Source organism: Paracoccus sediminilitoris (genome assembly GCF_003259195.1).
Taxonomy (GTDB): Bacteria; Pseudomonadota; Alphaproteobacteria; order Rhodobacterales; family Rhodobacteraceae; genus Paracoccus; species Paracoccus sediminilitoris.
Genome location: NZ_QJPK01000027.1, coordinates 18235 through 30119, shown reverse-complemented (window position 1 = coordinate 30119; position 11885 = coordinate 18235). Strand labels below are relative to the sequence as shown.

Genomic DNA, 11885 nt, shown 5'->3' with positions numbered 1-11885 from the left:
GTATCTAGCCGCTTGCGCGCTGCGGTGAAACCATTACATTCAAGCCTACCTCGGGGTGCCCTGCATGGGCTGAGACGCAGTTGCGGACCCGTTGAACCTGATCCGGTTGATACCCGGCGGAGGGAAGGTGACGGCTGTCCTTTCTTTCGAAACCCGTTTGAAAGGAGGCTGCCTTGAAACCCCTGTTTATCGCCACCGCCCTGCTGGCGGCGACACCCGCCTTGGCGCAGGATCGCGTGCTGACCGTCTATGCCAGCGATTACATCGCCAGCGAATGGGGCCCCGGCCCGACGATCAAATCCGAATTCGAGGCCTTTTGCGATTGCACCCTGGATTTCGTCACCGGCGACATCCTGCCCCGCCTGTTGATGGAGGGGAAGGGCACCGAGGCCGACATCGTCTTCGGTCTGAACACCGATGTCACCGCCCGCGCCCGCGCATCCGGCCTGTTCGCGCCCCATGGGCAGGACACGTCCGACCTGTCGCTGCCGGTGGAATGGACCGATGACATCTTCCTGCCCTATAACTGGGGCGAAACCGCCTTCGTCTATGACGACACCCGTCTGGAAAACCCGCCCGCCAGCTTTCAGGAATTGCTGGACGCGCCCGACGACCTGAAGATCGTGATCCAGGACCCGCGTTCGTCAATTTCCGGTCTGGCGCTGCTCTTGTGGGTCAAGCAGATCTATGGCGACGATGCGCCGGATGCCTGGGCCAAGCTGGCGCCCAAGGTGCTGACCGTGACGCGTGGCTGGTCGGAATCCTATGGCATGTTCACGGACGGAGAGGCGGACATGGTCCTCTCCTACACCACCTCGCCCGCCTATCACATCGCGGCCGAGGACGACCTGACCAAGAAGGCCGCCATCTTCCCCGAGGGTCATTACTTCATGGCCGAACTGGCAGCCCAGGTCGCCTCGACCGATCAGCCCGAACTGGCGCAGCAGTTCATGGACTGGATCCTGACGCCCGAGTTCCAGAAGACCATTCCGCTGGCCAACTGGTCCCTGCCCGCCAAGCTGCCGCAGGACGACTGGCCGCAGGTCATGCGCGACCTGCCGCGTCCCGACAAGACGCTGTTCTATTCCGAGGACGAGGCCGAAGCCCTGCGCCAACCGGCGCTGGACGAATGGCTGCGCGCCTTCGCGGGGTGATCGCGGGACGCATCGTCGCCGCCGGACTGGGTGCCCTGATCCTTGGCACGCTTGCCGCCGTCGCATGGCAGGCGGGCGGGTTGTCGGGATTGGGCGAATGGGACTGGCGCGCGGTGCGCTTCACCATCTGGCAGGCGGCGCTGTCGGCCACGCTGTCGGCGGCGCTGGCCGTGCCCGTCGCGCGGGCGCTGGCGCGAAGGCGGTTCCGGGGGCGCGGCCTGCTGGTCACGCTGCTAGGGGCGCCCTTCATCCTGCCGGTGATCGTGGCGATCATGGGGCTGATCTCGGTCTTTGGGCGCAATGGCGCGCTGAACGAGGGCCTGCGTATTTTGGGCCTGCCGGAGATCGGCATCTATGGCTGGCAGGGGGTGATTTTGGCGCATGTCTTCTTCAACCTACCGCTTTCGGTAAGGCTGCTTCTGCAGGGCTGGCAGGCGATCCCGTCCGAACGCTTCCGCCTGGCCAGCAGCCTGGGCTTTGCGCCCGCCGACATCGCCCGCCATCTGGAACGCCCGATGCTGCGCGCGGCCCTGCCGGGCGTCTGGCTGGCGGTCTTTCTGGTCTGCCTGACGTCTTTCACCGTCGCTTTGGCCCTTGGCGGCGGCCCGCGCGCCACCACGGTCGAGCTGGCAATCTATCAGGCCTTCCGCTTCGATTTCGACCTGGGGCGGGCAGCGACGCTTGGGTTGGTGCAGATCGCGCTGTGTATCGCCGCCCTGATGGTCGCGCGCTGGATCGCCATTCCGGCGGCATTCGGGGCGGGCATGGATGAACGCCAGGGCCCGACCGGTCCGCGCGGCTGGCGCGTCGCGGCGGATGCGGCGGTCATCGCGCTGGCGGCGGGCTTCCTGCTGTGGCCGCTGGTGGCGGTGATGGTGGTGGGCGTGCCGCGTCTGCCGGCGCTGCAGGCCGATATCTGGTGGGCCGCGGGGCGGTCGGTGGTGATGGCCGTGATCTCGGCTCTGCTGGCGGTGACGCTGTGCCTGACGCTGGCGCTGACCATCGCCCGCGGTGCCGGACGCTGGATCGAGGCGGCGGGCATGCTGCCGCTGATCGCCTCGCCTCTGGTCCTGGGGACGGGGCTGTTCATCCTGCTGCGCGACCTTGCCAGCCCGCAGCAGATGGCCCTGCCAGTGACGGTGGCGATCAACGCCGCCATGGCCCTGCCCTTCGGGCTGCAGGCGCTGATCCCGGCGGCGCGCAGCCTGCAGGACGATTACGGCCAGCTGGCGGCTTCGCTGGACCTGCGGGGCTGGGCGCGGTTGCGATACCTGACCCTGCCCCGGCTGGTGCGTCCCTTGGGCTTTGCCGGGGGGCTTGCCGCAGCCCTTGCCATGGGTGACCTGGGGGTGATCACATTGTTCGCCAGCGATCAGCCGACCTTGCCGCTGAAGCTCTATCAGCTGATGAACAGCTATCGCATGGCGGATGCGGCAGGGGCGGCGGTGCTGCTGATGGCGCTCAGCTTCGGGCTGTTCTGGGTCTTCGACAAGGGAGGGCGGTTGGATGCTTGAACTGCGAGATATCGCGATCCGTCAGGATGATTTCAGCCTCAGCGCCGATCTGTCCCTAGAACAGGGCGGGCGCTTTGCGGTGATCGGCGCGTCGGGGTCGGGCAAGTCCACGCTGCTTTCGTTGATCGGCGGGTTTCTGGCGCCCGACAGCGGGCGGATCCTGTGGCAGGGGCAGGACATCACGGGGGTTCCGCCGGGGGACAGGCCGATCTCAACCCTGTTTCAACACCACAACTTGTTTCCGCATCTGACCGTAAAACAAAATATAGGCATGGGCCTGCGCCCTGATTTGCGCCTGAACCGCTATCAGACCACCCGCGTCTCGCAGGTGATCGACCAGGTCGGCTTGACCGGGACCGGCGATCGCCGTCCCGCCGCGCTGTCCGGCGGCCAGCAGAGCCGGGTCGCTTTGGCCCGCGTGCTGCTGCGGGCACGTCCCGTCCTGCTGCTGGACGAACCCTTTGCGGCCCTCGGCCCTGCCCTGAAGGCCGAGATGCTGGTCCTGCTGGCCGATATTGCCGACAGCACGCAGGCCACGGTCCTGATGGTCACCCATGATCCGCAGGATGCCCGCGTCTTTTCGCCCAAGACCATCCTGGTCGAGGATGGCCGCGCTCATCCCCCGCGCGACACGGGCCCCTTGCTGGACGACCCGCCCCCCGGTCTGCGCGCCTATCTGGGATAAGTTCACGGGCTGCAAACATCATGTTCCCGCAAGGGTGATTGCTTGCTAACCTCGGCCCCAGAACATCACGGGAGGAAACCACATGTTCCATCGCATCGCCGCCGCCATTCCCGCGGCCGCCCTTGGGGGGCTGATGTCCACCGCGCCCATGGCCCAGGCGCAGGAGTTTATCAACGTGCTGACGGGCGGCACCTCGGGCGTCTATTACCCGCTTGGCGTCGCCCTATCAGAAATCTATGCCGAAGGTATCGACGGCGCACGCACGCAGGTGCAGGCCACCAAGGCCAGTGTCGAGAACCTGAACCTGCTGGCCCAAGGCCGCGGAGAGATCGCCTTTGCCCTTGGCGACAGCGTCCAGGCTGCATGGGAGGGCAACGAGGAGGCAGGCTTTCCCCGCAAGCTGGAGGAACTCCGCGCCATCGCCGCCATCTATCCCAACTATATCCAGATCGTCGCCGACGCATCGGCCGGCGTGACCACGCTGGAGGATCTGCGCGGCAAGACCATGTCCGTGGGGGCGCCAGCCTCGGGGACCGAGTTGAACGCCCGCGCCATCTTTGCCGCCGCGGGCATGAGCTATGACGACCTGGGCAAGGTCGAATACCTGCCCTTCGCGGAATCGGGCGAGCTGATCAAGAACCGCCAGCTGGAGGCGACGCTGCAATCCTCGGGGCTGGGGGTGGCCTTCATCAAGGACCTGTCTTCGACCCATGACATCAGCATCGTGGCCATCCCCGAGGAAACCGTGACGGCCATCGGCGCGCCCTTCGTGCCCAGCGTGATCCCGGCGGGCACCTATAACGGCCAGGATCAGGACGTGCCGACCGCCGCCGTCGGCAACATGCTGATCAGCCATGACGGCGTCTCCGAGGAGGCCGCCTATCAGATGACCAAGCTGCTGTTCGAAAACCTGGACCGCATGACCTCGGCCCATGCTGCGGCGGGGGGCATCTCGACCGACACCGCGCTGGACGGGATCTCGATCCCGCTGCATCCGGGCGCCGAGCGGTATTACCGCGAAATCGGCCTGATCGAATAAGCGCCCCATGGCCCGCGCCACCCGGCGCGGGCCGATCCCCAGGAAAGGTCCCCGATGTCCGCATCCCATCCCCCCGCAAGCGGGCCCGCCACGCTTGATCCCACCGCCGAGGCCGAATTCAGCGAGGGCCTGCCCCCCGGCTTCGGCACCGGCATCATGGGCCGCGTGGCCTTCTGGCTGGCCGTGGCCTTTTCCCTGTTCCAGCTGTGGGCGGCCGGATACGGCAGCCTGCCCAGTCAGGTCGTCCGCGCCATGCATGTGGGGTTCCTGCTGTTGCTGGGCTTCGGCCTGGTCGGCAACCTTGTCGCCAAATCGACGCGGGGGCAGGCGTTCTTCTGGGCGCTTGGGGTGCTGGGATTCAGCACCGGCATCTACAACTGGGTCGAATATAACGACCTGATCCGCCGCACCGGTTTCCTGACGCAGATGGACCTGGTCATGGGCACCATCCTGGTCCTGCTGGTCTTCGAAGGCGCGCGGCGCCTGATGGGCTGGCCGCTGGCGGTGATCGCGGGGATCTTCCTGGCCTATTGCTTCCTGGGCCAGCATCTGCCGCCGCCTTTCATCCATCGCGGCTATGGGTTCGAACAGATCGTCGAACATTTCGCCTTCGGGACCGAGGGCATCTATGGCAGCCCGATCTATGTCAGCAGCGCCTATATTTTTATCTTCGTGGTCTTCGCGGCCTTCCTCGAACGCGCGGGCATGTTGAACCTGTTCAACGATTTCGCCCTGGGGCTGGTCGGCGGCGTGCGCGGCGGGCCCGCGCAGGTGGCCGTGCTGTCATCGGCGCTGATGGGGACCATCTCGGGGTCGGGGGTGGCCAATGTCGTGGCCTCGGGGCAGTTCACCATTCCGATGATGAAAAAATCCGGCTTCAAGGCTGCCTTCGCGGGCGGAGTCGAGGCGACGGCATCCATGGGCGGGCAGATCATGCCCCCCGTGATGGGCGCGGTCGCCTTCATCATGGCTGAGACCCTGAACGTCCCCTATGCGTCGGTCGTCAAGGCGGCGATCATTCCGGCGCTGCTCTATTTCGGGGTGGTCTTCTGGATGGTCTGGCTGCAGGCCGGGCGCGACGATCTGCGCGGCCTGCCGCGTGCAAGCCTGCCGAACCCTTGGCACGCAGTGCGCGATCAATGGCCGCTGGTCCTGCCGCTGGCCGCTTTGGTCTATCTGCTGTTCGCGGGCTATACGCCGATCTTTGCGGGCACCATGGGTCTGGCGCTGGTGACGGTGCTGATCCTTGGCGCGCCGCTGGCGGCGATGATCGGGCCCTATGCCTTTCGCGTCATCTTCTGGCTGGCGCTTGGGGTCGCCTCGGCGCTGTTCCTGAAATACGGGATCAACCTGCTGGTGGCGGTCATCACCCTGCTGGTGCTGGCCTGCGCGGCCTTCAAGGGCACCCGCCCCACCATCGGCATCGTCCGCGACGCGCTGGCGCAGGGCGCGCGCAACGCCCTGCCTGTCGGCATGGCCTGCGCCATCGTCGGCGTCGTCATCGGCACGCTGACGCTGACCGGCATCGCATCGACCTTCATCGGCGCGATCATCGCCATCGGTCAGGACAACCTGTTCCTGTCGCTGGTGCTGACCATGCTGACCTGCCTGGTGCTGGGCATGGGGATCCCGACGATCCCGAACTATATCATAACCTCGTCCCTGGCCGGACCGGCGCTGATGGAGCTGGGGGTGCCGCTGCTGGTCAGCCATATGTTCGTCTTCTATTTCGGGATCATGGCCGACCTGACGCCGCCCGTCGCGCTGGCCTGTTTTGCCGCCGGGCCGATCGCCAAGACCTCGGGGCTCAAGATCTCCATGCAGGCGATCCGGCTGGCGGCGGCGGGGTTCATCATCCCCTTCATGGCCGTCTATACACCGTCGCTGATGCTGCAGGATGGCGGCCCCATCGCCGCGACCTGGGGCTATCCGATCGAGGTCGCCTATATCCTGCTGAAGACGGTCCTGGGGGTCGGTCTGTGGGGCGTGGCGATGGTCGGATATTTCCTGGACCGCACCAATATCGTCGAACGGGTCCTGGCCTTCGCGGCGGGGGTTTCGCTGATCGTGGCGATGCCGCTCTCGGACGAGCTGGGCTTTGGACTGGCGCTGGCCTTCGGGGCGATGCACTGGCTGCGGCTGCGCCGGGTGGTCGCCTGATGCTCTGCGTGGCCGGCGGCGCCCTGCTGCTGTCGCTGGCCACGACCGAATTCACCCTGGACTGGACGCATTCGGTGGAACGCACGACCTGGTGGGAACGCTGGCAAGTCACAGAATTTGGGCTGGCCCCCGTCCAAGCCTGGATCAGCGCATCAGGGGCGGGGATGGAACCCCCGCCCGATGCGGTTCTGCGCGATGGTGCCTGGCACTATGCGCTTGATCTGCCGCCGCAGCGCAACGTCTGGCTGGGCGCATCCGGCGCCACAGGTGGCGGCTGGCGGTTATGCGCGAATGGCCGTTGTCACGCCCTGCCGGAAGGGGACGGACCGCTGCACCTGTGGTCCGCCCCCGATTGCGCGCAGCCCTAGACGATCCACAGCCGGATCAGGAAGGCCACGGTGCCGATGCAGGCGACGCTGGCCAGCCAGATCCCCACGAACCAAGCCAAACGGCCCATGCCCTGCCGCATCAGTGATACCCCTCGCCGGGGATGATCTTGCCGCGGAACACCCAATAGGAAAACGCGGTATAGGTCAGGATGATCGGGATCAGCACCGCCGCCCCGACCAGCATGAAGACCTGGCTGTTGCGGGGGGCGGCGGCCTCCCAGATGGTGATCTCGACGGGGACGATATAGGGGAACATCGAAAAGCCCAGACCCGCAAAGCCCAGCACGAACAGCCCCAGGGCCATGACAAAGGGCCAGTAGTCGTGGTGGCGCACGGTCAGCGTGCGGAACATCCCGAAGGCCATCGCCAGGACCGCGATGCCCACGCCCGCCGCCAGCGCGATGTTCCAGCCCCCGAACCAGCGGCTGTAATAGCCGTCCTGCAGGAAGGGCGTCCAAAGGCTGACGATGCCGATGAAGACCACCGTGGCGATGCCCAGCACCCAGGCCTTGCGGCGCATGCGTTCCTGCAACGGGCCTTCGGTCTTCATCACCAGCCAGGTCGCCCCCAGCAGCATGTAGCCGACCATGACCGCGATCCCCACCATTACCGTGAAGGGCGTCAACCAATCCCACCAGCCGCCCGCATAGGCGCGACCGGGCTTGTCGATATCGATCCCCTGCAGCAGGCCGCCCAAGGTAATCCCCTGCGCCAGCGCCGCCACGGCGGAGCCGCCGATGAAAGCCACGTCCCAAACCGGCCGCCAGCGCGTCGTGCGCCAGCGGTATTCGAAGGCGACGCCGCGAAAGATCAGCGCCAGCAGCATGGCGATGATGGGGGCGTAAAGCGCCGGCAGGATCAGCGAATAGGCCAGCGGGAAAGCCGCGAACAGACCCCCGCCGCCCAGCACCAGCCAGGTTTCGTTGCCGTCCCAGACCGGGGCGACCGAGTTCATCATGACGTCGCGATCCTCGCCCTCGGCCTCGGTCGCGAACAGCATGCCAAGGCCCAAATCGAAACCGTCCAACACGACATAGACAAGGACCGCAAAGGCAATCACGAATGCCCAGATGACGGTCAGGTCGAAGGAAACGCCTTCTGCAATGGTCATGGTCACTCTCCGGGATGAACGGGGCTGATCTTGCGGGTCATGTGCTGCTGGGCGGGCGTGGTCCCTGCCGTGCGCGTCGGGCTGTTGGTGACATCCATGAGGCGCGGTTCCGAAATCGCAGGCGCGCGATTCATCAGCCGCAGGATATAGTATGTTCCGGCACCGAAGACCGCGAAATAGACGATGATGAAGGCCACCAAGGATGCGCCGACCGCCGCCGCATCAAGCGGCGCGGCGCTGTTGGCGGTCCGCAGGAAGCCATAGACGGTGAAGGGCTGACGCCCGACCTCGGTGGTGATCCAGCCCGCAAGGACCGCGATCAGGCCGGAGGGCGCCATGACGACCGCCGCACGGTGCAGCATCGACCATTCGTAAAGTCGGCCCCGCACACGGGCCACCAGCGACCACAGGCCGATCCCCAGCATCGCAAAGCCCAGCATCACCATGACGCGGAACGACCAGAAGACGATGGCGACGGGGGGCTGATCCTCGCGCGGGATGGTGTCGAGGCCATCCAGCGGCGCGTTCAGGTCGTGTTTCAAGATCAGCGAGGACAGCTTGGGGATGCCGATGGCGTATTCCAGCCGCTGTTCATCCTGGTTCGGCAGCCCGAACAGGTAAAGCGGCGCGCCGTCGGGGTGGCTTTCGAAATGCCCCTCCATCGCCATGACCTTGGCAGGCTGATGTTCCAGCGTGTTCAACCCGTGCATGTCGCCCAGGAAGATCTGGACGGGCGCAAAGACCGCTGCCATCCACATCGCCATCGAAAACATCGTGCGCGTGGCCGGGCTGACCAGGTCGGGGCGGTGGCGATGACGCAGCAGGTGCAGCGCCGCCACGCCGCCGACGATGAAGGCCGTGGTCAGATAGGCGGCCGTCACCGTGTGCATCAGGCGATAGGGGAAGGACGGGTTGAAGATCACCTGCCAGAAATCGGTGGGCAGGAACTGGCCGGTGTCGGGGTCGATCTCGAAGCCTGCGGGTGTATGCATCCAGCTGTTCACCGACAGGATCCAGAAGGCCGAAATGGCCGTCCCCACTGCCACCGCAAGGCAGGCGATCATGTGCAGCGCGGGCCCCACGCGGTCGCGGCCGAACAGCATGATGCCCAGGAAGCCCGCTTCCAGGAAGAAGGCCGACAGCACCTCATAGGCCATGGGCGCGCCGATCACCGGACCCGCCTTGTCGGAAAAGACCGACCAGTTGGTCCCGAACTGATAAGACATGACGATGCCCGACACGACGCCCATCGCGAAGGCCAGCGCGAAGATCTTGACCCAATAGCGGAACAGGTCGAGATATTTCGTGTTGCCCGTCCACAGCCACAGCCCGTTCAACACCGCCAGAAAGCTGGCCAGGCCGATGGTGAAAGCCGGGAACAGGAAATGGAAGCTGACCGTGAAGGCGAATTGTATCCGGGCCAGCAGGACGGCATCGACGGTTTCGAACATCAGGAACCTCTTGGCAAAGACTTGGCCCGGCACAAGACGGGCTGCGCATCGGGTGGCGTCGTTCAAGCAAGGCTAGTCCCCGAAGGTTCCCTATCGCAAGCGCACTGATGTCACATGGGCAGTTTGTCCAAGGCCCTGTGGCCGGTCGGTCCCCAGAGATATGGGGGCCCGATGCGGCCAAGCCATGGAACGTGCCCCGGAACGGCCCGCCCGTCCGGGGGGCCGGCACACTTGGCGCTGCCGGGGCGGGCAGGCGTCAGATCACGCCCATCAGCAGCGGAACCAGCACTAGGCAGGCCAGCGCCAGGGTCTGGGCGGTCAGCATCGCGAAGGCCGCGCCCCCGACATCGACCAGACGCCCCAAGGATGTCTTCATGCCCACCGCCGCCACCGCCGTCACCAGCAGCGAGCGCGACAGGGTCGAGGCGGGGTCGGTCACCGCCTGCGGCACCAGGTGCAGCGAATTCAGCGTCGCCAGCAGCAGGAAGGCCACCACGAAACCCGGCATCAGGGGCGGCCTTTTGCCGGTCGTCGGATGGTGGCGGCGCAGCACCAGCGCGCCGATCAGCACCGTGGGCGCCAGCAGCGTGACGCGGATCAGCTTGACGACCGTAGCGATGTCGCCAGTTTCCTCGTTCACGGAATAGCCCGCGCCCACGACCTGGGCGACGTCGTGGATGGTCCCGCCCAGGAACAGACCCGTCTGGTGATCATCCAGCCCCAAGGCTCCCGCCACGATCGGATAAAGGATCATCGCCACCGTCGAAAAGGCCGTGACCGAGATGACGGTGAAGGCCAGATCGCGCTCCGATGTGTCGCGCTGCGGCAGGATGGACCCGATGGCCATGGCCGCCGAGGCCCCGCAGATCGCCACCGACCCACCCGTCAGAAAGCCGAAGGCGCGGTCGCGCCCCATCAGCCGCGCCAGCAGCACCGACAGCAGGATCACCGCCGCCACGCAGCCCACCATCACCAAGACGAAACCCCAGCCGATCTCGCGCACCATGTCCAGCGACACCCGCAGGCCCAGCAGCGCCACCCCCGCCCGCAGGAATACACGCGCCGCGACCGCGATGCCGGGGCCGGTGCGGTCATGGTCGGACAGGAAGTTGAAGGCGATGCCCAGCAGGATCGCCATCAGCATCACCGGCGCGCCATAATGGTCGGACAGGAACTGCGCGGCCATCGCCACGATCAGCGCCAGCGCGATGCCGGGAAACAGCCGTTGCAACGCCTGCGCCGCATGGCGGGCGGATGTGATCTGCGTCATGTCGTGATTGTCCGGGTTGGTGAAGGGGGGCGCGTGGCCCCCCTTGCGGTCTTACTGGATGTCGCGGGCGCGGTTTTCGTCCATCTGGGCCTGGGCCTCGGCGACGTCGGCGCGCAGGGTCTCCAGGATCTCGGCGCCGCCATCGACATTCTCGGTGAACCAGTCATAGACGGGTTGGGCGGCGTCGGCGAAGGCCTTCTTCTCTTCCTCTGTGGGGACATAGATCTGGCCGCCGGCCTCGGTGAATTCGTCGTAGGCGGGGATCGACTTGCGCTTGGGCGAGGCGAAGGTCGCCTGTTGCAGCTGATAAAAGCCGTCATTGACGATGACGCGCATGTCTTCGGGCAAGGACTGGAAGGTCTGGTTCGACATCCACCAGAACGCGCCCATATAGGCATGGCCGTCCAGCGTGATGTAATTCAGCCCCGCGTCGGGGAATTTCATCGACATGATGTCGGTGATGCCGTTCTGGGTGCCTTCGACCACGCCGGTCTGCAGCGAGGTGAACAGCTCCGGCCAGGGGATCGGGGTGGGCGATGCGCCCATGGCGCGGACCAGTTCCTGCGGCAGGTCGGCCACGACGCTGCGCAGCTTCATGCCCTCCAGATCGGCGGGGGTGCTGACCTGTTTCTTGGTATTGGCAAAATTGCGCCAGCCGCCGGTGTTGCCGATGGTCATCAGCCGCAGCGTGTCGCCCGAATCGGCCAGCATGCGTTCGCGCAGGTCGCGGGTGAAATCGCCCGACAGCACGGTTTCCGCCACACGGTCGTTGGGCAGGATATAGGGCAAGTCCAGCACCTGCACATAGGGGAACAGCCCCGCCGCCCCGTCCGAGGTCGAAATATAGACGTCGATCGACCCTTCGGCCACGCCCTGCAGACATTCTGCACCGTTGGAGCATAGCTGCGTGCCCATATAGATCTCGACCGCGATGGCGCCGTTCGAGGCGGCCTCGACATAGGATTTGAAGACCTGCAGGCCGTCGTAATCCTCATCGTTCTCGTTCGAGTTGGCCACGGCGCGGATGGTGTATTCCTGCGCCATGGCGGGCAGGGCGATGGCCGTGCCCAAGGCCAGTGCGGCGGCCAATGTCAGTGTCGTCTTCATCGTGT

At 65.9% G+C, this 11885-nt stretch carries 11 protein-coding genes and 1 riboswitch; of the genes, 6 read left to right on the top strand and 5 right to left on the bottom strand.

Annotated features, from left to right (window positions below; all coding sequences use genetic code 11):
• Positions 1 to 41: 41 nt before the first annotated feature.
• A riboswitch (TPP riboswitch) is annotated at positions 42 to 142 on the top strand.
• A 31-nt stretch (positions 143 to 173) separates the two neighbouring features.
• The 6 genes from DKT70_RS15355 to DKT70_RS15330 all read left to right on the top strand — a co-directional run bounded on the left by DKT70_RS15355 (position 174) and on the right by DKT70_RS15330 (position 6920).
• A complete protein-coding gene (locus DKT70_RS15355; protein WP_199559624.1) occupies positions 174 to 1154 on the top strand; it encodes a thiamine ABC transporter substrate-binding protein in 981 nt (326 codons plus the stop codon).
• The gene (locus DKT70_RS15350; RefSeq protein ID WP_111559961.1) at positions 1130 to 2668 is read left to right on the top strand and encodes an ABC transporter permease family protein; all 1539 of its coding nucleotides are present in this window, start codon (positions 1130 to 1132) and stop codon (positions 2666 to 2668) included. The genes DKT70_RS15355 and DKT70_RS15350 overlap by 25 nt, the downstream gene beginning before the upstream one ends.
• Entirely contained in the window at positions 2661 to 3353 is a 693-nt protein-coding gene (locus tag DKT70_RS15345) for a thiamine ABC transporter ATP-binding protein (RefSeq protein WP_111559960.1), read from the top strand. The genes DKT70_RS15350 and DKT70_RS15345 overlap by 8 nt, the downstream gene beginning before the upstream one ends.
• Positions 3354 to 3435: 82 nt before the next feature.
• Positions 3436 to 4392, top strand: coding sequence for a TAXI family TRAP transporter solute-binding subunit (locus DKT70_RS15340; RefSeq protein ID WP_111559959.1), 957 nt, complete (start codon positions 3436 to 3438; stop codon positions 4390 to 4392).
• Positions 4393 to 4446: 54 nt separating this feature from the next.
• Positions 4447 to 6552 (top strand): TRAP transporter permease, encoded by a 2106-nt coding sequence (locus tag DKT70_RS15335; protein ID WP_111559958.1) that lies wholly within the window; start codon positions 4447 to 4449, stop codon positions 6550 to 6552.
• A complete protein-coding gene (locus DKT70_RS15330; RefSeq protein WP_233490610.1) occupies positions 6552 to 6920 on the top strand; it encodes a DUF1850 domain-containing protein in 369 nt (122 codons plus the stop codon). The genes DKT70_RS15335 and DKT70_RS15330 overlap by 1 nt, the downstream gene beginning before the upstream one ends.
• On the opposite strand, the gene DKT70_RS15325 is transcribed toward DKT70_RS15330, so the two are convergent.
• The 5 genes from DKT70_RS15325 to DKT70_RS15305 all read right to left on the bottom strand — a co-directional run bounded on the left by DKT70_RS15325 (position 6917) and on the right by DKT70_RS15305 (position 11880).
• Positions 6917 to 7021: a DUF2474 family protein gene (locus tag DKT70_RS15325; RefSeq protein ID WP_072297423.1), complete on the bottom strand. Its 105-nt coding sequence runs from the start codon at positions 7019 to 7021 to the stop codon at positions 6917 to 6919. The two genes, DKT70_RS15330 and DKT70_RS15325, sit on opposite strands and share 4 nt — an antisense overlap.
• A complete protein-coding gene (gene cydB / locus DKT70_RS15320; RefSeq protein ID WP_111559957.1) occupies positions 7021 to 8052 on the bottom strand; it encodes a cytochrome d ubiquinol oxidase subunit II in 1032 nt (343 codons plus the stop codon). Before cydB ends, DKT70_RS15325 begins: the two co-directional genes overlap by 1 nt.
• A gap of 2 nt (positions 8053 to 8054) precedes the next feature.
• Positions 8055 to 9503, bottom strand: a complete 1449-nt coding sequence (locus DKT70_RS15315) for a cytochrome ubiquinol oxidase subunit I (RefSeq protein ID WP_111559956.1) — start codon at positions 9501 to 9503, stop codon at positions 8055 to 8057.
• Between the two features lie 256 nt (positions 9504 to 9759).
• Positions 9760 to 10773 (bottom strand): YeiH family protein, encoded by a 1014-nt coding sequence (locus DKT70_RS15310; protein WP_111559955.1) that lies wholly within the window; start codon positions 10771 to 10773, stop codon positions 9760 to 9762.
• A gap of 51 nt (positions 10774 to 10824) precedes the next feature.
• On the bottom strand, positions 10825 to 11880 hold the full coding sequence (locus DKT70_RS15305; RefSeq protein WP_111559954.1) for a TRAP transporter substrate-binding protein: 1056 nt from the start codon (positions 11878 to 11880) through the stop codon (positions 10825 to 10827).
• Positions 11881 to 11885: the final 5 nt, after the last annotated feature.

What these genes read in the sequence shown, in the direction of transcription:
- DKT70_RS15350 (WP_111559961.1), top strand. Translation starts at nt 1,130, where the DNA reads ATGGCTGCGCGCCTTCGCGGGGTGATCGCGGGACGCATCGTCGCCGCC.
- DKT70_RS15345 (WP_111559960.1), top strand. Translation starts at nt 2,661, where the DNA reads ATGCTTGAACTGCGAGATATCGCGATCCGTCAGGATGATTTCAGCCTC.
- DKT70_RS15340 (WP_111559959.1), top strand. Translation starts at nt 3,436, where the DNA reads ATGTTCCATCGCATCGCCGCCGCCATTCCCGCGGCCGCCCTTGGGGGG.
- DKT70_RS15335 (WP_111559958.1), top strand. Translation starts at nt 4,447, where the DNA reads ATGTCCGCATCCCATCCCCCCGCAAGCGGGCCCGCCACGCTTGATCCC.
- DKT70_RS15330 (WP_233490610.1), top strand. Translation starts at nt 6,552, where the DNA reads ATGCTCTGCGTGGCCGGCGGCGCCCTGCTGCTGTCGCTGGCCACGACC.
- DKT70_RS15325 (WP_072297423.1), bottom strand. Translation starts at nt 7,021, where the DNA reads ATGCGGCAGGGCATGGGCCGTTTGGCTTGGTTCGTGGGGATCTGGCTG.
- cydB (WP_111559957.1), bottom strand. Translation starts at nt 8,052, where the DNA reads ATGACCATTGCAGAAGGCGTTTCCTTCGACCTGACCGTCATCTGGGCA.
- DKT70_RS15315 (WP_111559956.1), bottom strand. Translation starts at nt 9,503, where the DNA reads ATGTTCGAAACCGTCGATGCCGTCCTGCTGGCCCGGATACAATTCGCC.
- DKT70_RS15310 (WP_111559955.1), bottom strand. Translation starts at nt 10,773, where the DNA reads ATGACGCAGATCACATCCGCCCGCCATGCGGCGCAGGCGTTGCAACGG.
- DKT70_RS15305 (WP_111559954.1), bottom strand. Translation starts at nt 11,880, where the DNA reads ATGAAGACGACACTGACATTGGCCGCCGCACTGGCCTTGGGCACGGCC.